This window comes from Pseudomonas sp. DTU_2021_1001937_2_SI_NGA_ILE_001, from assembly GCF_032463525.1.
Taxonomy (GTDB): Bacteria; Pseudomonadota; Gammaproteobacteria; order Pseudomonadales; family Pseudomonadaceae; genus Aquipseudomonas.
The window spans coordinates 1992780-2012805 of the sequence record NZ_CP135971.1 but is presented as its reverse complement, the minus strand read 5'-3'; the positions used below and the strand labels follow the sequence as shown (position 1 = coordinate 2012805).

Genomic DNA, 20026 nt, shown 5'->3' with positions numbered 1-20026 from the left:
ATGCTGGCGTACAACCAAAAAAACTTTCTGATCGTCGATGACTTTTCCGACTTCCGCAGTTCGGTCAGGTCCATGCTGCGCGAACTGGGCGTCAAGGAAGTGGATACGGCCGACAACGGTGAGCAGGCCCTGCGCATGTGTTCGCAGAAGCGCTATGACTTCGTCCTGCATGACTTCAACCTCGGCGATGGCCGCAAGAACGGCCAGCACGTGCTCGAAGACCTGATGACCGAGCGGCTGCTGAGCTATGAAAGCGTATTCATCATGGTCACCGCCGAGAACAGCCAGGCGATGGTCATGAGTGCTCTGGAATGGGAGCCGGATGGCTACCTGACCAAGCCCTTCAACCGCGCCGGGCTGGCGCAGCGTCTTGAGAAGCTGGTGCAGCGCAAGAACCTGCTTCGGCCGATCTTCCAGGCCCTGGATCGCGGCAAGCCCGCTGAAGTGCTGGCGGCCTGCGTCAACCTGGCCAAGCAGGACCCGCGTCTGGCGCCGCTGTGCCTGCGCTACAAGGCTGCCGCCTTGCGTGACCTCAACCAGCACGAACCGCTGGAGACCCTGCTCAAGTCGATCCTCGCCGACCGCCCGACGCCCTGGGCCTATGGCATGCTCGGCACCTTGCTGCTCAAGCGTAACCGCACCGCCGAGGCCGAGACGGTCTATCAGGAAGCCAGCAAGGCGTTTCCGATGTTCCCCGCCTTGCTCGATGGCCTGGCCGAGACGCTGATCGCCCGTGGCGACACCAAGCGTGCCCAGAGCGTGCTGGAAAGCGCCGTGCGCCTGTCGCCGCTGGCGGTGCGCCGGCAGACCATGCTGGGCAAGCTGGCGATGGACAACCAGGACTTCGACAGCGCCTCGCGGGCCTACCGCCAGGCGGTTTCCCAGGGCCAGCATTCGCGCTTCAAGAACCCGGAAACCAACCTGGGCCTGGCCCATGCGCTGATCAACAAGGGCGGCGATGCCGGGCTCGATGCCCGTGCTCGGGTGGAAATCAACCAGGCACTGGGCGACGTGGCCAAGGAGCACGCCGAAGATGAAGGCCTGCAGGTGCGTACGCGACTGATGAAGGCCGCCAGCCTGCAGCATTCGGACCCGGAAACCGCCGCCAAGCTGACCGAGCAGGCGGTGGCACGGCTGGGCAACATGGAACAGTTCCTGAGCGCTGACGCGGCCATGCTGGTGGCCACCCAGCTCAAGCAGCTGGGACAGGAGCAGGCGGGTGCCAGCGTGCTGAAGAACACCGCCGAGATCTACGGTGACGATCCGCAGGTCATGAAGAGCCTGTCGAGCCTCACCGATGATCCGGAGATCCTGGGTGCCAACAAGACCGCCCTGGACCTCAACGTCCAGGGGGTTCGCAGCTACAAGGCCGGCCAGTTGGCCGAGGCCCAGGAGCTGTTCCGCAAGGCCCTGGCCCTGCAGCCGAAGAACATCAGTATCGCCCTCAACCTGGCTCAGGCATTGTTGCATCCCGGCCAGACCCTGACCGCCGCGAACCTTCAGGAATGCCGCACCTGCCTGACCATGGTCGGCAAGATGCCAGACAGCGACGCGCGTTTCGAGCGCTATCAGAAACTCAAGGAAAGGGCCTTCGGAGCATGAGTGAACAAGAGCAGGGACTGGATTTCTCCATGGTCATCGCCTCCACGGTACACGACATGAAGAATTCCCTGTCGATCCTGAGCCAGGCGCATAGCCACTGGCAGGAGCGCCTGTCTCCCGAACAGCTCGACAGCCCCGAGCACGGCGTGGTCGAGTTCGAGTTCGCGCGGCTGAACAGCATGCTGGTGCAATTGCTTGGGCTCTACAAACTGGGCGTCAACCAGCTGCCGATGCGCCCGGATTACCACGACCTGGATGACTTCCTCGAGGCTCAGCTCGTGCATCACCAGGATGTCCTGAACAGTCGCGGCCTGACCGCCAGCTACGAAGTCGACCCGCAGAGCCCGCTGGGTTTCTTCGACCGCGAGCTGGTCGGCTCGGTGCTCAACAACGTGCTGGTCAACGCCATTCGCTATGCGCAGCGGGCCATCGTGATCCGTGCTGGCGAGCAGGGCGGCCAGTTGACCATTAGCATCAACGACGATGGCCGCGGTTTCCCGGAGGCGATGATCGAGCAGCAGCAGACCCTGGTGCAGGGCATCGACCCGCTGAACGGCAGCACCGGCCTGGGGCTCTACTTCGCCGGGCACATCGCCGCGCTGCATTCGCGCAATGGCGTGCCGGGGCGCGTGGAGCTGGCCAACGGTGGTGAGTTGGGTGGCGCGTTGTTCACGCTTTACCTGCCTTGAGAGACCGAACAGCCATTCGTGCAATAGCGTGTGAACTGCTATACCTCTAAAGGAGGCCAGGCAATGTCCATGGCCTTCTGGCGGGCGGTGTACCGTAAGCCAAGCGGGTAGGGATAGTTATTGAGTCGTTAAGTATTTCTATTTGAAGTGGCTGGCCATGAATCCTTTTGATGTGGGTTATTACACCGAGCACGAACTGCGCGACTTCGGCTTCAAGAGCCTGGGCAGTAACGTGTTGATCGCCAAGAACTGCACCATTCTGGGCTTGCACAATATTGCCATTGGCAACGACGTCAGAATCGACGGCTACACCACCATCGTGGCAGGTGACCAGGGAGGGCTGACGCTCGGCTCGTTTATCCACATCGGCGGCTATTCATTGCTGTCTGCCGGGGCTGGCATCACCATGGAGGACTTCAGCGGCCTGTCGCAAGGTGTCAGGATCTACAGCCGCACCGATGACTACACGGGGCGGTTTCTGACCAACCCTACGGTCGATCCGCAATACACCGGCGTTACGGCAGGCCCCGTGAGGCTTGGCCGTCACGTGATCATCGGTTCCGGTACGGTGATCCTGCCCAATCTGAGCATCGGTGAGGGTTCGTCGGTGGGGGCCTTGTCACTGGTCAGCAAGGACCTGCCCGAGTGGGGGGTGTACTTCGGGACACCTGCGAAAAAGCTCAAGGACCGCAAGAAGGACCTGCTGGAACTGGAAAAGGATTTTCTGGCTTCGCGCGCCGCGCTCTGATCCGCTCGGCAAGGCCATGACTGCAACGGCGCCATCCAGGAGCTGAGGTGGCACCGATACCCGCGTGCCACGCTCCTTCCCAGTCATCCATCGCTGTTACGAAGGTGCTCCACTCATCTTATCGAACCAGGCCGCCAGGGCTGTTGTGTCCAGCGCAGCCTGTCGCTCCACCGCCTGTCTCAGTTCTTCACCGTTGTGCGCACATTGTTCCCGGCGGTCGACATGCGCGAGGATCGCATCGATCCAAGCCGATGGCTCATCACTCACCTGTGTCACCGGCAGGCTGCGGCTCGGCAGCGAATCGCTGACGATCACTGGCGTGGCGCACGCCGCAAACTCCAGCAGCGCGACAGGGTCACGGCTGCGATTCAGCGGGTGGGCAGGGGCCGGAACAACCGCCAGGTCAAGGTCGAGTTCTGCAAGCAGGCCTGGGTACAGGCTGTCTTCAGGGATGGCATGCAGCTCGGTAACGAAGGGCTTCAGCCAACGCGAGCAGGTCCCCATGATCACCCAGTCGACCTTGTCGCCCAGTTGTCTGATGGCGGTATCGAGTGGTGCCTGGTCGGCGGATTGTCCAGCTCTGCCAATCCAGCCGACCCTCGGCTTGCTGCGTTGGGCGCGGGGTCGCTGGCGGGACAGCCAGGTTTCCGGTTCCAGGCGGGTTTCAAGCACTTGCACATCGGGATGGATGCCCTCCAGCAAGTCTGCCAGCCCCTGGGTGGGTACTGTGATGCGGTCGGCCTTGGACAGGCTATGGCGCAGCGCGGCATGGACCTCCAGCAGCGGCGCCGCCACGACACCCAGTTCGGCGAACGGCGGGAACTCCACCAGGTCGTAGACCACACGGGCGTTGGTGTGCTCCTTGAGCAGTTCGATCTGTTGTCCGTCGGCAACGCTGCCACGCCCCTGAAGCACCACCAGGTCAGGGCTCAGGCGCGCAATTTCCGGAAGCGACAGGGTCTGACAGGCGATGATGCCGTCCACGGCGGCAGCGCGGCGCAGGGCTCGTAGCGGAGCCGCCAGGCGATTGCCGGTAGTACCGGCGTCCACCGGCTGCACCAGGACCACTGGCAGGGGGCGGTGCGAGAGCGGTCGCCAGCCAAGCTCGGGATCAGCTTGTGCTTCGAAGGGGGCGCCATCCAGGGCGAGCGCGCGGTTGTACGCCGGGTCCCAGGCCAGGTAATGCAACCAGCGGTGATAGAGCGCTCGGGTGGCGAAGTCCAGCGACGGCGCGGCGGATGGTTGCAAGGCGTTGCGGCTGGCCAGAATGGCGTGCGGAGTCCACACCACCAGGTGACCGGCCTCACGCACCTTGAGGCACAGATCGACATCATGCAGGCGCTCGGCGAACAGCTGTTCGTCCAGGCCTTGCAGATCCTGGAACAGGCTCGTCCGCACCATCAGGCAGTCTGCGCTGACCGCGCTGTAGTTCTGCTCAGTGTCGAGCCGCTCGGCAAAACTGGCATTGGCCGCCTGCTCGCCGGTGAGTACCGACACCGAGCCATTCACGCCCAGCACCATGCCGGCGTTGACAATCCCGCCATCCAGGCCCACCAACTTGCCGCCCGTGACCCCGACTTCCGGACGCTGCGCCTGGTTGAGCAAGTGATGCAGCCACTCGCGCTGGATGATGGACGTGGCGTTGTTCAGCAACAGCAGGTAGTCGCCGCGTGCCTGGCTGGCGGCAGCGTTGATTAGCGCCGCCTGGCTCAGGCGTTCGCTCTGGCGCAGGATACGGATCTGCTCGGACTGCAGCTCGCTCATGGAGTCGAGCCACTGCACGGTCTGAGCATCCTGACTGGCGTTATCGGCGATGAGGATCTCGTAGCGAGGCCAGGCGGTCTTCTCCAGGATGCTTTCCACACAGGGCAGCAAGGTCTGCAGGTCGTCGGTGCAGGGCACCAGGATCGACACCAGGGGCTGGCTGTCGTGGCCGTAGTCGATCTGGTACTGCCCCGGCGTCGGGCTGCGCAGTTCGCAGTTCAGGTAGCCACGGGCATGCAAGTGGCGCTGCAGGGTGCGAGCCTCATGCGGGTTTTCCAGGGACAGCGGCGCCGGTGCGACCACCAGCGGCTCGCAGCAATGTGCAAAACCGGTGAAGTCCGGGTGCTCGATCAGGCGCAGGATCAGGTCCAGTTCCAAAGCGTTGGCCTGCTCGTTATCGAAACCGCCCGCTGCCAGGATGTGTTCGCGATTGAACAGCCAGTGCCGGGCGAGGCTTGAAGGACGGGCCAGCAGATAATCCAGGCTGAAGTCCGGACGCGATACCAGTTTGGCGGCCTGCCCGGCATCGACCTGGACCTCGTCGCCGAACAGAGCGCTGGCCTGTGGAATCTCCAGCAATTGCAACACCGCCTGCAGCAGTCCGCTGTGGGTGAACGTGATCCCGGCATCGACCATCATCCACCAGGCGTGCGGGTTGTCCTCCAGTAACTGGTTGATCACTTGGCCACGGTTTTCTCGGGTGGCACAAAGCCAGGGCAACTGCGCCTGCAGCGGCGTCTGGTGGTCGCGGTCGTAGTCGGCCAGGACGAATACCTTGATCTTGTCCAGCAACGGCGCCTGTGCGCCGAGGCTCTGCAGGGTGCCGAGGACACTTTCGGGCTGATTGTTGAAGTCTGAAATCACAATGGCAATGGCCGGCCCGCCATCGTTCGTTGCGAGGTGTTCACTTAGCAGCGCGCGCTCGGCCTCGGACGGCTTGCGTGTGTCCAGCCAGAGTGCAAGCTCTGAGGTCTTGCGTGCCGACTCCGAGCGGCGATCGAACCAGGCGCGCAGGTCCAGGGGCTGGCTCGGTTCACGCATCGCCAAAGGCGCAACCCGGACTGTTCCGTTCTGTTCGCGAGGACGCAGCCAGCCCAGTTCACGGGTCAGGCGGTAATGGTTGGCGTGGCCTTCGCTGGCTTTTCCAGGGTTCATGCGCAAGTCTTCGCTGGTCTGCAGCTCGGAAACGCGGAAATACGACAGGGTCCTGGACAGAAGCGCCAGGTTGCCCTGACGCAGCAGCTTCAGGTACATCGCCATGTCGCCCAGGCCGACGATCAGGGTCTGCTCCAGCGACATGATCTGCTCGCCGAACGGCAGCAGGTCACGCCGACGGCACATGACCGAGCTGGGTTCGCCGATGAAGTTGACTGGATTCTGTGCCAGGAACGACACCAGGTCCGGGCCATTGATCATCACATTGCGACCAAATGGATTCAGGGTGGCCAGGTTATCCGCCAGTGGATTGCCTTGGCCGTCGATACGCTGGCGGCGGCCGGAGGCCAGTTTGATGTCGGGCTGCTGATGCAATGCCTCGAACAGCAGGCGGGTGCAATCCGCAACCAGAATGTCATCGTCGTAGAGAAACTTGATGTATTCCCCGCGCGCTTCGCGTACGCCACGTGCGATGTTGCGCGCTTCGCCCAGTGACTCGGGATTGCGCAAATAGCGTATCGGCCAGCGACTGCCCGGTGTCAGGCGTTCGACGATGCGCTGGATGGCATCGGTGGGGCAGTCGTCGCAGACCAGAATTTCGATCTGATCATGGTTTTGCCGCAGGGCGCTGATCAGCGCCTCTTCGAAGAAATCCGCCTTGTAGGCGGGAATGACAATACTGACCAGGCGTGATGAACTCATCGCGATACCCGTTTTGAAGAATGAGGGCCAGCCAGGGGCAGGCCGCTTTGAAATGGCTTACTTGCGGCCGACGTAGAGCACCGATTGTTCGGTGATGCCATGCTCCCGGAAGGTCCCTGCGCCGAAGGCGAGGGTGTCCAGGGCCTCGACGTGAAAGCCGCCGTGCCGCAGGCGCGCGACGAAGTCATGCTTGGCGTACATGCGCACATGATCGTCCTGGCCAAAGCGTGCCCAGCGTTCATCTTCGCTGCGCTCGTCAGGGTCTTCGTCAGTGGTGTCGATGGTCAGCAGGATGGGCACCATCAGAATCGCCGAACCGCCCTTGGCCAGCACCCGGTACAGCTCGGCAATGGCCCGCGCGTCATCACGTACATGTTCCAGCACGTGCGAACAGACGATGAAGTCGAATGACTCGTCCGCGTAGATGTTCATGTCCATGATGTCGACCTTGTCGTCGGCCAGTGGCGAGAACAGGTCGGCAGAGCGGTAGCGGGCATTGGGCAGGCTGCGCAGGAAAGCCGAGAGCACCGGCGCGGGGGCGATGTCGAGAATGCGCAGGGGTTGCCCTGGTGGGTGATTCATGTGGTGCATCGCATACAGGGCGTACAGCCGGTCGCGGTCGGAGGCATTGCACTCCGGGCAGCTGTACTGGCCGAGGTTCAGCGTTTCGAAATCTTCAATGGAGTAGAAGACGCCTAGGCGGTTGGTGATCTCCAGATGCCCTCTGGACAACGGGTAGAAATTCGGGAAACGGCAAGAGCAGACCGGGCAGGTACGCATGAGTTAGTTCTCTTTACTCGCAGTGACGATGACCTGGATGATGCGATCGAACTGGGCATCGTCCAGCCCATCGAAAATAGGCAGGCAGAGGATCTGCTGTGACAGTTCGGTGGCAACCGGCAGGCGATCGGGCCTTGCCGAATCCAGGCCCCGGTACATCGGGAAGGTCGAGATCAGTGGATAGAAATAGCGACGCGCGAGGATATTGTCGTCACGCATGCGTTGGTAAAGCGCATCACGGCTGATCGGGAATTCAGGGGTGACCAACACCGGGAAATAGGCGTAGTTGTGTTTTTCGCGGCTCTCCCAGACGATTCGGATGCCTGGAATCGAGGCCAGCACCTCGCGATAGCGTTCATCGATACGCTGGCGACGCAGCAGGGCCTGGTCGATGTGGCGCAACTGCACCAGCCCGAAGGCTGCGTTCACTTCGCTCATCTTGCCGTTGATGCCGGGCGCGACCACCGTGACCTCGTCGGCGAAGCCGAAGTTCTTCAGGTAGTCGATGCGCTGCTTGGTCTTGGCGTCCGGGCTGATGATCGCCCCGCCTTCGAAGGTATTGAACACCTTGGTGGCGTGGAAACTCAGCACCGAAAGGTCGCCGTGGCGCAGCAGGCTTTCGCCCTGATGCTGAACGCCGAACGCGTGGGCGGCGTCATAGATCACTTTCAGGCCGTAACGGTCGGCGATCTGTTGGATGCGGTCGACATCGCAGGGAATGCCGTAGCAGTGCACCGGCATGATTGCGGTAGTGGCAGGCGTGATCGCTTCTTCGATGCGTTCGGGCGCCAGGTTGTAGGTATGCGGATCGATATCCACGAATACCGGTGTCAGATCGTTCCACAGCAGGGAATGAGTCGTCGCGACGAACGAGTAGGGTGTGGTGATGACTTCACCCTTGATACGCAGCGCTTGAATCGCCGTCATCAGCGCCAGCGTGCCGTTGGAAAACAGCGAGAGGTGTTCGACCCCCAGATACTGAGCCAAGGCAGCTTCAAGTTGCTGGTGAAAGGGGCCGCCATTGGTGAGCTGATGGCTGTCCCAGATCTGCTCCAGATAGGGAATGAATTCCTCAAGCGGCGGAAGCAGGGGGCGGGTGACAGGAATGGGTGCACTCATGGACAACTCTCGACGCATGATCTGAAGGATCGCCGCTGCCGATGTCAGAGAAGCCGCACCGACAGGATCGCATGGCGGGGAACGACATAAAAATGACAGCCGCGCTTTGTGTGCTCTGGAAATAGCAAGAAACCGGCCAATGTGGTCTCGCTGCCTCTGGTGCTGCCTGGTCCGGATGTCGCGCTTGAAATTCTCGCGACGCGCTGCTTATGGTGTAGCCCTTGCCGCTTGGCGGTATGAGTGACGAAGGATCCGAGAAATGACTCGCGACGAATCCACGGCCGTGCAGGATGGTCTGGCCGGGGTAGATGAAATCGAATGCGTCACGCCCGACCTCAACGGCGTACCGCGTGGCAAGGTGATGACCGTCGAAGGTTTTCGTGCCGGGCGGCGCCTGCAGATGGCGCGTGGTGTGCTGCTGCAATGCATCATGGGCGGCTATCCGGCCACGCGCTTCTATGGCAGCGATGACGGTGACCTGGCGTTGAGCGCCGACATTGCGCAGGTCCACAGGCTGCCCTGGAGCGAAAATGGCCTGGCCCTGGCCATCTGCGATGCCGACGAGCTGGACGGCAAGCCTTGCCCGCTGTCGACCCGGGCGCAGCTCAAGCGGGTGCTGGCGCGCTATGCCGAGCGTGGCTTGGCGCCGGTGGTCGCGACCGAGCTGGAGTTCTACGTGTTCGCGCCCAACCCGGACCCACAGCAAGCCTTTGTGCCCCCTATCGGGCTGGACAGCCGTCGCGAGCAGGGGTTCTCGGCATTCAGCGTTAGCTCGCACAACGGCCTGCGGCCGTTCTTCGCCGAGGTACGCGCCTGCATGGCCGCGCTGGGCCTGCCGGGCGACACCTTCATGCACGAAATGGGCGTCAGTCAGTTCGAGATCAACCTGTGGCATGGCGATGCCTTGCAGCTGGCCGACCAGACATTCCTGTTCAAGCACCTGCTCAAGGAAGTGGGCCTCAAGCACGGCCTGAACGTGGTGTGCATGGCCAAGCCCTTGGCGCATGCCGCCGGCAGCTCCATGCACATTCACCAGAGCGTGGTGGAGGTGGAGTCCGGGCGCAATATCTTCAATGATGAAGAAGGCCAGCCGACCGCTGCCTTCAGGCATTTCATCGGTGGCCAGCAAGCCTGCCTGGCGGAATTCACCGCACTGTTCGCGCCTAACGTGAACTCCTATCAGCGGCTGTTCCATCCCTATGCCTCGCCCAACAATGCCTGCTGGTCGCACGACAACCGCGCGGCAGGACTGCGCATTCCGGCCAGCGCGGGCGAAGCCCGGCGCGTGGAGAACCGCCTGCCGGGCGCCGATGCCAACCCGTACCTGGTCATTGCCGCCAGCCTCGCAGCGGGGTTGCATGGCCTGGAGCATCAGCTGGAGCCCAGCGAGGCGCTGCAGGGCGACATCGAGGTGCCAGAACACCTGGCCCTGCCGACCAGCCTGCAGGACGCCTTGCAGCGTCTGCGTCACAGTCAGACGGCACGGGAACTGTTTGGGCCGGAGTTCATCGAAGGCTTCATTGCCACCAAGACCCTGGAGCTGACCAGCTTCCTCGACGAGATCACCCCCTGGGAGCGTCGGGTGCTGGGCAGCCAGATCTGATATGGGCAGGTCGCCCCTGATTCGGGGCGGCCCTGCAAAATCCTGTACACCTTGTCGAACCTGCCACCTGACAGTCGGAAATCCCATGCGTCAAATCTGGAAATCCTTTCGCGCCCTCTATTTTGCCTCGCTGATGATGCTGATCGGTTCCGGTCTGCTGAGCACCTATCTGGCGCTGCGTCTGGCAGCCGATCAGGTCGACAGCCTGTGGGTGGGTGCCCTGATGGCCGCCAACTATTTCGGGCTGGTGCTGGGCGGCAAGGTGGGGCATCGGCTGATCGGCCGGGTCGGGCATATCCGCGCCTATGCCACCTGTGCCGGTATCGTCGGCGCGGCGGTGCTGGGGCATGGATTGACCGACTGGCTGCCAGCCTGGCTCGGGCTGCGTCTGATCGTTGGTCTGGGAATGATGTGCCAGTACATGGTGATCGAGAGCTGGCTCAACGAGCAGGCCAGTGCCAAGCAACGCGGTCTGGTGTTCAGTGGCTACATGATCGCCTCTTACCTGGGGCTGGTGCTGGGTCAGCTGATCCTGGTGGTCCATCCGCAACTGGGGCCGGAACTGCTGATGCTGGTAGCGATGTGTTTCGCACTGTGCCTGGTACCTGTGGCGCTGACCCGTAGCATCCACCCCGCACCGCTGCGTCCGGCTCCCCTGGAGCCGCTGTTCTTCATGAAGCGCGTGCCGCAGTCGCTGACTGCCGTACTGGGCGCCGGCCTGAGCCTGGGCGCTTTCTACGGCCTTGCTCCGGTATACGCCGCCAGTCATGGCATGCCCACCGATCAGGTCGGCCTGTTCATGGGCTGCTGCATCCTGGCCGGTTTCGTGGTGCAGTGGCCGCTGGGAATCCTGTCGGACCGCTTCGACCGTATCCGACTGATCCGCATGGTGGCGGTGCTATTGCTGCTGTTTACCCTGCCGTTGGTGATCTTGTCCGACGTGCCCGTCGAATTGCTGTTCGTCATCGCTTTCGTGGCGGCACTCATGCAGTTCAGCCTCTACCCGCTGGCGGTGGCATTTTCCAACGACCACGTCGAGGCCGAGCGTCGCGTATCGCTGACGGCCATGCTGTTGATGACCTACGGTATCGGCGCGAGCATCGGGCCGTTGCTTGCCGGTGTGCTGATGCGCACCTTTGGCGGCAATATGCTCTATGCGTTCATCAGTGGTATGGCAGCCCTGCTGGTGGTGCTGATCCGGCCCAAGGCCGTTACGCGCTTGCATGAGGTCGAGAACGCGCCGCTGCACCACGTACCGATGCCCGACAGCATGGCCAGTTCGCCCTTGTCCGTGGCCCTTGACCCGCGGGTTGACGAACAGGTGGTCCAGGAAAAGATGCAGGTTGAAGAAACTCACACCGACGAGCCTGCCGAGGCGTATCAGCAACCTGTGGCCGAGACGGCCGATGACGAGGTCAGGCAGGCCGAGAAGCAGGGCTAGGAGAGGGGTTGGTGCGTAAAGGGGGAGGGCTGTTCCAGGTGCCCGCAGCGCATTGCCGGAGAACGGCGCTGGCGGGCTGCCTGGTGGTGAATCAGAAGTCGTCGTCTTTGTCGAAACGGCGCGCTTCGCGCTGCAGCTGATACACGAAGCGTTCCACCTGGCGCTGTACCAGGCCGCTCATGTTGTGGAAGCGCACGCCAGCGAAGGTGGTGTTGAAGCGCTCTTCGAAGTGCAGGTAGCGCAATTCGACCGGTGCAGTCATGGCGCCGAAGGGCAGCTTGGCGACAAAGCGCTCGTAGACTTGGCCCAGTTGCATGCGTTCGGAAACATCACCGTCGAAGCGCAGCTTGCAACCGGTGGCGGAGATGTCCAGCAGCTTGCCGGTCAAGGGAAACTTGAGCTTGTCACCGCCGATTTCGATGTCGACCAGTTGAGTCAGCTTGAGGGCGGCGCGGAAGGCATTGCGACGCTGGTGGTAGACGACTTCCTCGGGCATCGGGCCGCGATAGAGGCGCTGCTCGTCAGTATCGATGACGGTCATGGGGGTCGTGCATTCCCAGGCGATGCGCACACCATCGTGGAAGCCTTCGACACGGAACGACTCGCCCGCCGCCAGGTAGCGTTCGCCGTCGCGTGGAATCATTTCGTCCAGGCCGATCTGCCCTGTATCGCGATCGACTTCAACCAGGTAGCTCTGGAAGCGCTGGGAACGTTCATGGAAGCTGATGATCAGCGGGTCGTGACTCTCCATGAGTAACCGCAGGTTCGAGGCAATTTCCAAAGGCGTATTGAGAACCTTCGGGGGTTGCGGAGCATCATCCGCAGCTAAACCATTCACGTCTAAGCATCTCCAGGCAAAAAACTACAGCAACGCAATGATGGGCATTCTGCCATCACCTTTGGCGCGTTGAAATAACAGGTTACGCCTGACTGAGTGGGCGTGGCCTGGCTCTTCCTGCTGTCGAGCCACGGCTGTCATACAACGTCGGCGTGTCGCCGCCATTCAGGATGCGCAATTGATGCGCCGTTGTCACCTGTTGAAGCTGGATGAGTTTGCCGTTCTGCTCGTTGAGTGCCTGGCACTCTGCGATGAGCGTCGCCAGTTCATCACCTTTTTGCAGCAGCGCCTCGCCAATCGGAGACTGGCTGGCCAGTTCTTCGAGGCCCTTGCGATTGGTCGGCAGCCCGAGGCTCGCCAACACCTGGCTGCGCAGCCGGCCGTGTTGCTCGAGAAGTACCACCAGCGCCTGCTTCTGCGCCAGGACCTGCTCCATTTCGACCATGTTGCGGCCGTGCAGGATCAGCGATTCGGCCTGGAGCAGGTCAAGCAGCTGGCGGGTCGGGACGAGATCGTCCGTCATCATCTGGAGCAAAGTCGTATCTTGCATGGCGTGCTCTGGTTTTCAGCGTCCTGAAGGTCCCGCGCGATTAGCGAAGGGCTTCGAAATTGAGCAGTTTGCCGGCCAGGCGGTTGCTGTCCACCTTGTAGCTGCCGTCTGCAATCGCCTGTTTGAGCTCGGCTACGCGAGCACTGTTGACGGTCGGCAGGTCACGCAGCTTGTCGGTGATACTCTGCAACTGTTGAGCCTCACTGCTCAGGTGTACGGATTCGCCGGCGCTTTTCACGTCAGCGGATGCACCGACAGGCGATTGCGCATCGGCCTTGCCGGTTTCCTTGGTACTGCCGGTGCGGGAAGTCCCGCTCACTGGCTGTGAATTTCCTAGTCGACTGAAGTCTATGGGCATGATCTTTTACCTCTGGGTGTCTGGACGCTTGCCTTGTTTTCGGCCACCCCTGGCAGAACTTTAGGCTCAATCCACCAGATGCCTGAAAAACAGACAGCACACCGCTGAAAATGCTCCGCAGTCTAAGAAAAACCACCCGGTTGTACCAGCATCAATCCTTGCTACATGGCGACCTCAACCTGCCCAGGGCCGGTGATGTTGGCCTTTATCACCTTCTGCGAATTCAGGTTTCGAACCCGGATCTGTTCATTGAAACCCCCGTCAGACAAGGCTTCGCCGGGCATGCGCACGGCCAGGCTGTTGCTGCGCGCGATGATTACTACATGGTCGCCTTTGCGCACCATGGCGGGCTGTTCGAGAAAGTTGGGCGCCAGTACCTGGTCGACGACCGTTGGTCGGGTCAGTTTCTGCCCCACCACCTGATCGACCGCCGTCAGGTAGCCCAGGCCGAGCGTGCCGATATCCCGTTCACGCAGGGCGACGTCCTGCTCGCTCAACACCGTGCCGCGCTTGAGGGGGCGCAAGGTGGTCACCACCTCGCGGAACAACTGCACCTGAGCGGGGACGTACACGGTCCATGGCGATGAACCTTCGCAGCGCACTCGGACCGACACTCGGCCGATGGGGCGCGCGCTTTCCATCGATGCTGTCAAATCCTTGTCACAGTGTGCCAGGCGCATCCGCGGGTCCAGTTGCTTGACGCTGATCTCGTAGCGCCCCTCGATCTGGCCGCTCGATAAATACTCTTGCACGCTGTACTCAAGAAATCCCTGAGTCGCGCCGATAAGTTGTTCAGGCAGGGTGAAGTTGTCCGCCTTGCCGGGTGCCGCTACGAAGAAAAGGCAAAGCAGGGCGATTGCGCCCAGCCATTTGCGGGTTTCTAATGCAGCGTGTCGAAAAATTGTCGTCTTGGCGTTCATGACGTATAAAAAGCAAGGCCCGTGCCGCTTGCCAAGCCTGGTACGTGGTGAACGATGGCTGAAAGGGGGCAGGGCATGGCAGGAGTGATGGATTCAGTTAACCAGCGCACGCAGCTGGTGGGGCAGAATCGCCTGGAGTTGCTGTTGTTTCGTCTGCAAGGCAACCAGCTCTACGGCATCAACGTGTTCAAGGTCAAAGAAGTACTGCAATGCCCCAAGCTCACCATCATGCCGAAGTCGAGCAGGATCGTGCGTGGCGTGGCGAACATCCGCGGCGGCACCATCCCGATCATGGACCTGGCCATGGCCACCGGTTCGGCCGGAATGATTTCCCTGCAGAATTCCTTCGTGATCATCACCGAGTACAACACCAAGGTGCAGGGCTTCCTGGTGCATTCGGTCGAACGCATCGTCAACATGAACTGGGAAGAGATTCATCCACCACCCAAGGGCACCGGTCGCGATCACTACCTCACGGCGGTGACGCGGGTCGATAACCAGTTGGTGGAAATCATCGACGTGGAGAAGATCCTCGCCGAGGTGGCGCCCATCACCGAATCGGTGTCGGCGGGTCTGGTCGACGAAGCGACCCAGCACAAGGCGGTTTCACTGCGTGTGCTGACAGTCGACGACTCCTCCGTGGCGCGCAAGCAGGTCAGCCGCTGCCTGGAAACCGTGGGCGTGGAAGTGGTCGCGCTCAACGACGGGCGCCAGGCGCTGGATTACCTGCAGGGCATGCTCGCCGAGGGCAAGAATCCCGAGGAAGAATTCCTCATGATGATTTCCGACATTGAAATGCCGGAGATGGATGGCTATACCTTGACGGCAGCCATCCGCAGCGATCCGCGCATGAAGAACATGCACATCACCTTGCATACCTCGTTGTCGGGGGTGTTCAACCAGGCGATGGTGAAGAAAGTGGGGGCTGACGATTTCCTGGCGAAATTCCGCCCTGACGATCTGGCGGCCCGTGTGGTCGCGAGGATCAAGGCAGCAGACCAAAGCTAGGGTTTCCCTGGTGTTCACATGATTTGAGAGGCGGCACCTTGTCTACGGGTAATTTGGATTTTGAACAGTTCCGGGTCTTTCTGGAAAAAGCCTGTGGCATCCTGCTGGGCGAGAACAAGCAGTACCTGGTTTCAAGCCGTCTCAACAAGCTGATGGAACAGCAGGGCATCAAGTCCCTGGGCGAGTTGGTGCAGCGGATCCAGTCGCAGCCTCGCGGCGGTTTGCGCGAGCAGGTGATCGATGCCATGACCACCAACGAAACCTTGTGGTTTCGTGATACCTACCCGTTCGAGGTGCTCAAGAACAAGGTATTGCCCGAGCAGATCAAGGCCAGCCCCGGCCAGCGTCTGCGGATCTGGTCGGCTGCCTGCTCTTCGGGGCAGGAGCCGTTCTCGTTGTCGATGTCCATCGATGAGTTCGAACGCAGCAATCCGGGTCAGCTCAAGTCCGGTGTGCAGATCGTGGCCACCGACCTGTCGAGCGCCATGCTCAACAACTGCAAGACCGGCGAGTACGACAGCCTGGCCATCGGTCGTGGTTTGTCGAGCGAGCGGCTGCAGCGCTATTTCGACACCAAGGGTCCCGGGCGCTGGGCAGTCAAGGCGCCGATCAAGAATCGCGTGGAGTTCCGCCCGATCAACCTGCTCGACAGCTACGCCAGCCTGGGCAAGTTCGATATCGTGTTCTGTCGCAACGTGCTGATCTACTTCTCCGCCGAGGTGAAGAAAGACATCCTGTTGCGCATTCATGGTGTGCTCAAGCCGGGTGGCTACCTGTTCCTGGGGGCATCGGAGGCGCTCAACGGCTTGCCGGACCATTACCAGATGGTGCAGTGCAGTCCAGGGATCATCTACAAGGCCAAGTAATCACGACATGGCTGCTTCCGGGTCGTACCGGAAGCTTGCGCGGGAGCGACACCGTCCTCGAAAGAGGCGCCGGTTTCGCTCCCGTCTTCGTTTCTGGGTGCGGGCAAGGGCGGCAGTGGCACTGGCAAAAAAACGGCACCCGTCTTGCCGCCTTCCTCGTGTGCAGGGGAAAAGACTTGCCGCTTTTCTGGCATCACTGCCGTGGAGTGGCGGTGCAGGCCCTGTAAATCAAGGGTTTCAGGAAGTGGCACGCTGATTGCTTTCTCCATTGCACGAACATCAGGTCAACCGGAAAGGTTTCCCGACATGAGCATCAGCTTCGATAAAGCGCTTGGTATCCACGAAAAAGCCCTGAGCTATCGTGCGCAACGTGCAGAGGTGTTGGCCAACAACATCTCCAACGCCGATACCCCGAACTACAAGGCACGTGACCTGGAGTTCTCTGCGGTACTGGCGGCCGAGAGCGAGAAGGCCAGCAAGGGTCAGTTCGCCCTGAACACCACCAATAGCCGTCATATCGAAGCCCAGGGCATGGGCGGTGACAACGAGGGGGTGCTGATGTATCGCACGCCGTCGCAGCCGTCGCTGGACCAGAACACCGTCGATGCTCAGGTCGAACAGGCCAACTACACCGAGAACGCCATGGGTTTCCAGGCCAGCTTCACGCTGCTCAACAGCAAGTTCAAGGGGCTGGTCTCGGCCCTTCGCGGAGAGTAATCCATGTCACTGTCCAATGTATTCAACATTGCCGGTAGCGCCATGAGTGCCCAGACCACGCGTCTGAACACCACGGCCAGTAACATCGCCAACGCCGAGACCGTGTCTTCGAGCCTGGATCAGACCTACCGTGCCCGTCACCCGGTGTTCGCCACCGTGCTGCAGGGTCAGCAGTCGATCTCCGGTGGCTCGCTGTTCCAGGATCAGGGACAGGCCGGGCAGGGTGTGCAGGTGGCGGGCATCATTGAGGATCCTTCCAATCTCGAGGCGCGCTACGAGCCCGATCATCCATCGGCCGACCAGAACGGCTACGTCTACTACCCCAATGTCAATGTCGTCGAGGAAATGGCCGACATGATCTCCGCCAGCCGGTCGTTCCAGACCAACGTGGAAATCATGAACACCGCCAAGACGATGATGCAGAAAGTCTTGACCCTCGGTCAGTAAGGAGCGGTAGAACATGGCCGTTGAAAACGACGTTTCGAAAAACTTCGTCAACTCGCTGCAGAACCCGACTTCCTCCGCCAAGAGCGAGCAGAAGACCGGGACCAGCGCACTGGGCAAGGATGCATTCCTGCAATTGCTCGTGACCCAGATGAAGAACCAGAACCCGCTGGATCCCCAGGACAACACCGAGTTCGTCTCGCAGCTGGCGCAGTTCAGCAGCCTGGAAAGCATGCAGAACCTGACTTCGTCGGTGGATGCCATCGCTACCAGCTACAAGTCTTCGCAGGCACTGCAGGCTTCTTCGCTGGTGGGGCGCTCGGTCACTGTGGATACCGGTACTGTCTATCTGGATCCGGCCAAGGGGCTTACCGGTTCGGTGGTGCTGCCTGCTTCCAGCGCATCGACCACCATCAGTGTCTACGACGCCGACAACAACCTGGTCGATACCATCGACCTGGGTGCTCAATCGGCAGGTACCCAGAGCTTCACCTGGGATGGCACGGGAAGCGACGGTGCTGCCCTGGCGGCAGGTAATTACACGTTCAAGGCCAATGCCTCGATCAGTGGGACCGGCACTGCCCTGACCACCTACCTGCCGGCCACCGTCAATAGCGTGACGACCGCCGCCAGTGGTTCGGACATGACCCTTAATCTGGCAGGCGGTAGCAGTATCGCGCTGTCCAAAGTACAGACCATCGGATTGTAAGAGCCGACCAAACGGCGAGGAGTGGTAAATGTCATTCAATATCGGCCTGAGTGGGCTCTACGCAGCGAACAAGAGTCTGGACGTGACCGGCAACAACATTGCCAACGTCGCGACGACGGGGTTCAAGGCGTCCCGTACCGAATTCCAGGACCAGTACGCGCAATCCATTCGCGGCACCTCCGGTAACGTCAACAGCGGTAGCGGCGTGGTCGTGGGTGCGGTGGCTCAGCAGTTCCAGCAGGGCAACCTGACTACCGGTACCGGCAATAGCCTGGACCTGGCCATCAACGGCAACGGTTTCTTCCAGCTGAGCAATAACGGCGAGAAGCTCTACACTCGTGCTGGTGCCTTTCACACTGACAAGGATGGTTTCGTCGTCAACAGCTCGGGTATGAACCTGCAGGGCTACAACGTCGACGAGAACGGCAGTGTAGTGGTTGGTACGCTGTCGAATCTGCGTGTCGATTCTTCCAACCTGGCGCCGAGCGTGACCACGGCCATCACCAACGTGGCGAACCTGAACACCACGACGGCGGTGCCTTCGATCGCTACGTTCGATCCGACCGATACCAAGAGCTACAACCTCAAGTACGATACACCGGTGTATGACTCCCAGGGTAACGCGCACAAGCTGGAAAGCTATTTCGTCAAGACCGGTGTCAACACCTGGGACATGTACAGCTTGATCGATGGGCGGATTATCTCCGATCCGGCAGCCAACCCTACCGGTTCTGCGCTGACCGACGACAAGGTCTCGCTGACCTTCGATGCGGCGGGCAAGCTGATCCTCAGTGGTACTGGGGTGCCCACCAGTGGTACTAACGTCGAGTTCAATACCGACGGGACTTTTTCCATCAAGAACTGGGTGCCGGGCGTTCAGACTGCCACTACGCCTGCCGTAGTCTGGGCCGCCAACGGTGCCTCTGGTCCGGTAGACTCCACTGGCGCAGCTTCGTCCATTCGCCTGGACATGACTGGCATCACTCAGACCGCCTCGGTTTCCGGACTGGTCACCCAGAGCCAGAACGGCTATGCCACCGGCCAGATCAGCGCCCTGAGCATCGACGCCACCGGCAACATGTTCGCCACCTACACCAACGGCCAATCCAAGGTGATTGGCCAGGTGTCGCTGACCAGCTTCGCCAACGTGCAAGGCCTGGCTTCGGCGGGTGGTACCAACTGGCGTGAAACCTTCTCCTCCGGCGTGCCGGTGAGCGGTACGCCGCAAAGCGGCACCCTGGGTTACATCACCGGCCAGGCGCTGGAAGACTCCAACGTCGATCTGACCGCCGAGCTGGTGAACCTGATCAAGGCGCAGAGCAACTACCAGGCCAACGCCAAGACCATTTCCACCCAGAGCACCATCATGCAGACCACTATCCAGATGACCTGATAGCGGCTCTACCGAAAAACCCCTGCCTTGTTGCAGGGGTTTTTTGTTTAAGGACCAATACTGCTCGGTTCACCGGGTAGGAGCGGCTTTAGCCGCGAAGCGACCGCATGTTCACAGCAGGTGCGCTGAATTTCCTGGGGCTTTCGCGGCTAAAGCCAATGCTGGTCAGTTAGGGGCTGATCTGACTTTTGTTGGAGCGAGCTTGCTCGCGAAGAGGCCGGCAAAACCCATGCATCTGTTGTAAACGTGACGCAGCCATCGCGAGCAAGCTCGCTCCAACGATCCAATCGATCAGTATTGGTTTCAAGGAGGCTCAGATCGAGCAGTCGGACTTCACATAGGAGCCGTTCAGGCGTTTCCAGCCCCAGCCTGGGCTGGTCTGAGCGCACACCACGCGGTCGGCGCCTTGCCATTTGTAATAGCGGGCAGGGGCAGCCTCGGTGACAAGGGCGGCGCAAAGCAGGGCAGTGCTGAACATGGTGGTGATGGGTATGGGGAATCGCATGTCGATGCCCTCAAGGTTGCGATGCCAACACGATAAAACACCGTTCTGGCAATGGCAAAGCCGAGTCGCGCAGTTTTTTTGGCGGCCCGTAGGCTGATTCCTGTCGCGGGGCGGC

19 protein-coding genes are annotated in these 20026 nt (G+C 61.1%); 11 read left to right on the top strand and 8 right to left on the bottom strand.

Features of this window, described 5'->3' with window-relative positions:
- The 3 genes from RRX38_RS08405 to RRX38_RS08395 all read left to right on the top strand — a co-directional run bounded on the left by RRX38_RS08405 (position 1) and on the right by RRX38_RS08395 (position 3039).
- The gene (locus RRX38_RS08405) at positions 1-1602 is read left to right on the top strand and encodes a tetratricopeptide repeat-containing response regulator (RefSeq protein ID WP_295472617.1); all 1602 of its coding nucleotides are present in this window, start codon (positions 1-3) and stop codon (positions 1600-1602) included.
- Positions 1599-2291: a HAMP domain-containing sensor histidine kinase gene (locus tag RRX38_RS08400; RefSeq protein ID WP_315962208.1), complete on the top strand. Its 693-nt coding sequence runs from the start codon at positions 1599-1601 to the stop codon at positions 2289-2291. Before RRX38_RS08405 ends, RRX38_RS08400 begins: the two co-directional genes overlap by 4 nt.
- Positions 2292-2433: 142 nt before the next feature.
- Complete coding sequence (locus tag RRX38_RS08395; protein WP_315962207.1) at positions 2434-3039, top strand: acyltransferase; 606 nt, start codon at positions 2434-2436, stop codon at positions 3037-3039.
- 96 nt (positions 3040-3135) lie between these two features.
- On the opposite strand, the gene RRX38_RS08390 is transcribed toward RRX38_RS08395, so the two are convergent.
- Genes RRX38_RS08390 through vioA form a run of 3 tightly spaced genes read right to left on the bottom strand, consistent with a single transcriptional unit; the run spans position 3136 to position 8559 of the window.
- Positions 3136-6660 (bottom strand): glycosyltransferase, encoded by a 3525-nt coding sequence (locus RRX38_RS08390; RefSeq protein WP_315962206.1) that lies wholly within the window; start codon positions 6658-6660, stop codon positions 3136-3138.
- A 57-nt stretch (positions 6661-6717) separates the two neighbouring features.
- Positions 6718-7440 (bottom strand): methyltransferase domain-containing protein, encoded by a 723-nt coding sequence (locus RRX38_RS08385; protein ID WP_295472609.1) that lies wholly within the window; start codon positions 7438-7440, stop codon positions 6718-6720.
- 3 nt (positions 7441-7443) lie between these two features.
- Positions 7444-8559, bottom strand: a complete 1116-nt coding sequence (gene vioA / locus RRX38_RS08380; protein ID WP_315962205.1) for a dTDP-4-amino-4,6-dideoxy-D-glucose aminotransferase VioA — start codon at positions 8557-8559, stop codon at positions 7444-7446.
- Positions 8560-8818: 259 nt separating this feature from the next.
- Here vioA and RRX38_RS08375 point away from each other — a divergent pair, with 259 nt between their 5' ends.
- Positions 8819-10162 carry a glutamine synthetase family protein gene (locus RRX38_RS08375; protein ID WP_315962204.1) on the top strand — a complete coding sequence of 448 codons (1344 nt, stop codon included), beginning with the start codon at positions 8819-8821 and terminating at the stop codon, positions 10160-10162.
- An 85-nt stretch (positions 10163-10247) separates the two neighbouring features.
- Positions 10248-11603 carry an MFS transporter gene (locus tag RRX38_RS08370; RefSeq protein ID WP_315962203.1) on the top strand — a complete coding sequence of 452 codons (1356 nt, stop codon included), beginning with the start codon at positions 10248-10250 and terminating at the stop codon, positions 11601-11603.
- Between the two features lie 91 nt (positions 11604-11694).
- On the opposite strand, the gene RRX38_RS08365 is transcribed toward RRX38_RS08370, so the two are convergent.
- From RRX38_RS08365 to flgA, 4 genes are all read right to left on the bottom strand, one after another.
- Positions 11695-12441, bottom strand: a complete 747-nt coding sequence (locus tag RRX38_RS08365; RefSeq protein WP_315962202.1) for a flagellar brake protein — start codon at positions 12439-12441, stop codon at positions 11695-11697.
- 82 nt (positions 12442-12523) lie between these two features.
- The gene (locus tag RRX38_RS08360; protein WP_315962201.1) at positions 12524-12991 is read right to left on the bottom strand and encodes a flagellar protein FlgN; all 468 of its coding nucleotides are present in this window, start codon (positions 12989-12991) and stop codon (positions 12524-12526) included.
- A gap of 40 nt (positions 12992-13031) precedes the next feature.
- Positions 13032-13349 carry a flagellar biosynthesis anti-sigma factor FlgM gene (gene flgM, locus RRX38_RS08355; protein ID WP_315962200.1) on the bottom strand — a complete coding sequence of 106 codons (318 nt, stop codon included), beginning with the start codon at positions 13347-13349 and terminating at the stop codon, positions 13032-13034.
- A gap of 161 nt (positions 13350-13510) precedes the next feature.
- Positions 13511-14269, bottom strand: a complete 759-nt coding sequence (gene flgA, locus RRX38_RS08350) for a flagellar basal body P-ring formation chaperone FlgA (protein WP_295472595.1) — start codon at positions 14267-14269, stop codon at positions 13511-13513.
- A 75-nt stretch (positions 14270-14344) separates the two neighbouring features.
- Here flgA and RRX38_RS08345 point away from each other — a divergent pair, with 75 nt between their 5' ends.
- The 6 genes from RRX38_RS08345 (at position 14345) to flgE (ending at position 19406) form a co-directional block, all read left to right on the top strand.
- The gene (locus RRX38_RS08345) at positions 14345-15277 is read left to right on the top strand and encodes a chemotaxis protein CheV (protein WP_295472594.1); all 933 of its coding nucleotides are present in this window, start codon (positions 14345-14347) and stop codon (positions 15275-15277) included.
- A 38-nt stretch (positions 15278-15315) separates the two neighbouring features.
- Positions 15316-16143: a protein-glutamate O-methyltransferase CheR gene (gene cheR, locus RRX38_RS08340; protein WP_295472592.1), complete on the top strand. Its 828-nt coding sequence runs from the start codon at positions 15316-15318 to the stop codon at positions 16141-16143.
- 306 nt (positions 16144-16449) lie between these two features.
- Positions 16450-16860 (top strand): flagellar basal body rod protein FlgB, encoded by a 411-nt coding sequence (flgB, locus tag RRX38_RS08335; RefSeq protein WP_295472590.1) that lies wholly within the window; start codon positions 16450-16452, stop codon positions 16858-16860.
- Positions 16861-16863: 3 nt separating this feature from the next.
- Positions 16864-17307, top strand: a complete 444-nt coding sequence (gene flgC / locus RRX38_RS08330) for a flagellar basal body rod protein FlgC (RefSeq protein ID WP_315962199.1) — start codon at positions 16864-16866, stop codon at positions 17305-17307.
- 13 nt (positions 17308-17320) lie between these two features.
- Complete coding sequence (locus RRX38_RS08325) at positions 17321-18013, top strand: flagellar hook assembly protein FlgD (protein ID WP_315962198.1); 693 nt, start codon at positions 17321-17323, stop codon at positions 18011-18013.
- Between the two features lie 28 nt (positions 18014-18041).
- Complete coding sequence (gene flgE, locus RRX38_RS08320) at positions 18042-19406, top strand: flagellar hook protein FlgE (protein ID WP_315962197.1); 1365 nt, start codon at positions 18042-18044, stop codon at positions 19404-19406.
- Positions 19407-19719: 313 nt separating this feature from the next.
- Here the strand turns inward: flgE and RRX38_RS08315 are convergent, their stop codons facing one another.
- On the bottom strand, positions 19720-19884 hold the full coding sequence (locus tag RRX38_RS08315; RefSeq protein WP_410524899.1) for a hypothetical protein: 165 nt from the start codon (positions 19882-19884) through the stop codon (positions 19720-19722).
- Positions 19885-20026: the final 142 nt, after the last annotated feature.

What these genes read in the sequence shown, in the direction of transcription:
- RRX38_RS08405 (WP_295472617.1), top strand. Translation starts at nt 1, where the DNA reads ATGCTGGCGTACAACCAAAAAAACTTTCTGATCGTCGATGACTTTTCC.
- RRX38_RS08400 (WP_315962208.1), top strand. Translation starts at nt 1,599, where the DNA reads ATGAGTGAACAAGAGCAGGGACTGGATTTCTCCATGGTCATCGCCTCC.
- RRX38_RS08390 (WP_315962206.1), bottom strand. Translation starts at nt 6,660, where the DNA reads ATGAGTTCATCACGCCTGGTCAGTATTGTCATTCCCGCCTACAAGGCG.
- RRX38_RS08385 (WP_295472609.1), bottom strand. Translation starts at nt 7,440, where the DNA reads ATGCGTACCTGCCCGGTCTGCTCTTGCCGTTTCCCGAATTTCTACCCG.
- vioA (WP_315962205.1), bottom strand. Translation starts at nt 8,559, where the DNA reads ATGAGTGCACCCATTCCTGTCACCCGCCCCCTGCTTCCGCCGCTTGAG.
- RRX38_RS08375 (WP_315962204.1), top strand. Translation starts at nt 8,819, where the DNA reads ATGACTCGCGACGAATCCACGGCCGTGCAGGATGGTCTGGCCGGGGTA.
- RRX38_RS08370 (WP_315962203.1), top strand. Translation starts at nt 10,248, where the DNA reads ATGCGTCAAATCTGGAAATCCTTTCGCGCCCTCTATTTTGCCTCGCTG.
- RRX38_RS08360 (WP_315962201.1), bottom strand. Translation starts at nt 12,991, where the DNA reads ATGCAAGATACGACTTTGCTCCAGATGATGACGGACGATCTCGTCCCG.
- flgM (WP_315962200.1), bottom strand. Translation starts at nt 13,349, where the DNA reads ATGCCCATAGACTTCAGTCGACTAGGAAATTCACAGCCAGTGAGCGGG.
- flgA (WP_295472595.1), bottom strand. Translation starts at nt 14,269, where the DNA reads ATGAACGCCAAGACGACAATTTTTCGACACGCTGCATTAGAAACCCGC.
- RRX38_RS08345 (WP_295472594.1), top strand. Translation starts at nt 14,345, where the DNA reads ATGGCAGGAGTGATGGATTCAGTTAACCAGCGCACGCAGCTGGTGGGG.
- flgB (WP_295472590.1), top strand. Translation starts at nt 16,450, where the DNA reads ATGAGCATCAGCTTCGATAAAGCGCTTGGTATCCACGAAAAAGCCCTG.
- flgC (WP_315962199.1), top strand. Translation starts at nt 16,864, where the DNA reads ATGTCACTGTCCAATGTATTCAACATTGCCGGTAGCGCCATGAGTGCC.
- RRX38_RS08325 (WP_315962198.1), top strand. Translation starts at nt 17,321, where the DNA reads ATGGCCGTTGAAAACGACGTTTCGAAAAACTTCGTCAACTCGCTGCAG.
- flgE (WP_315962197.1), top strand. Translation starts at nt 18,042, where the DNA reads ATGTCATTCAATATCGGCCTGAGTGGGCTCTACGCAGCGAACAAGAGT.
- RRX38_RS08315 (WP_410524899.1), bottom strand. Translation starts at nt 19,884, where the DNA reads ATGTTCAGCACTGCCCTGCTTTGCGCCGCCCTTGTCACCGAGGCTGCC.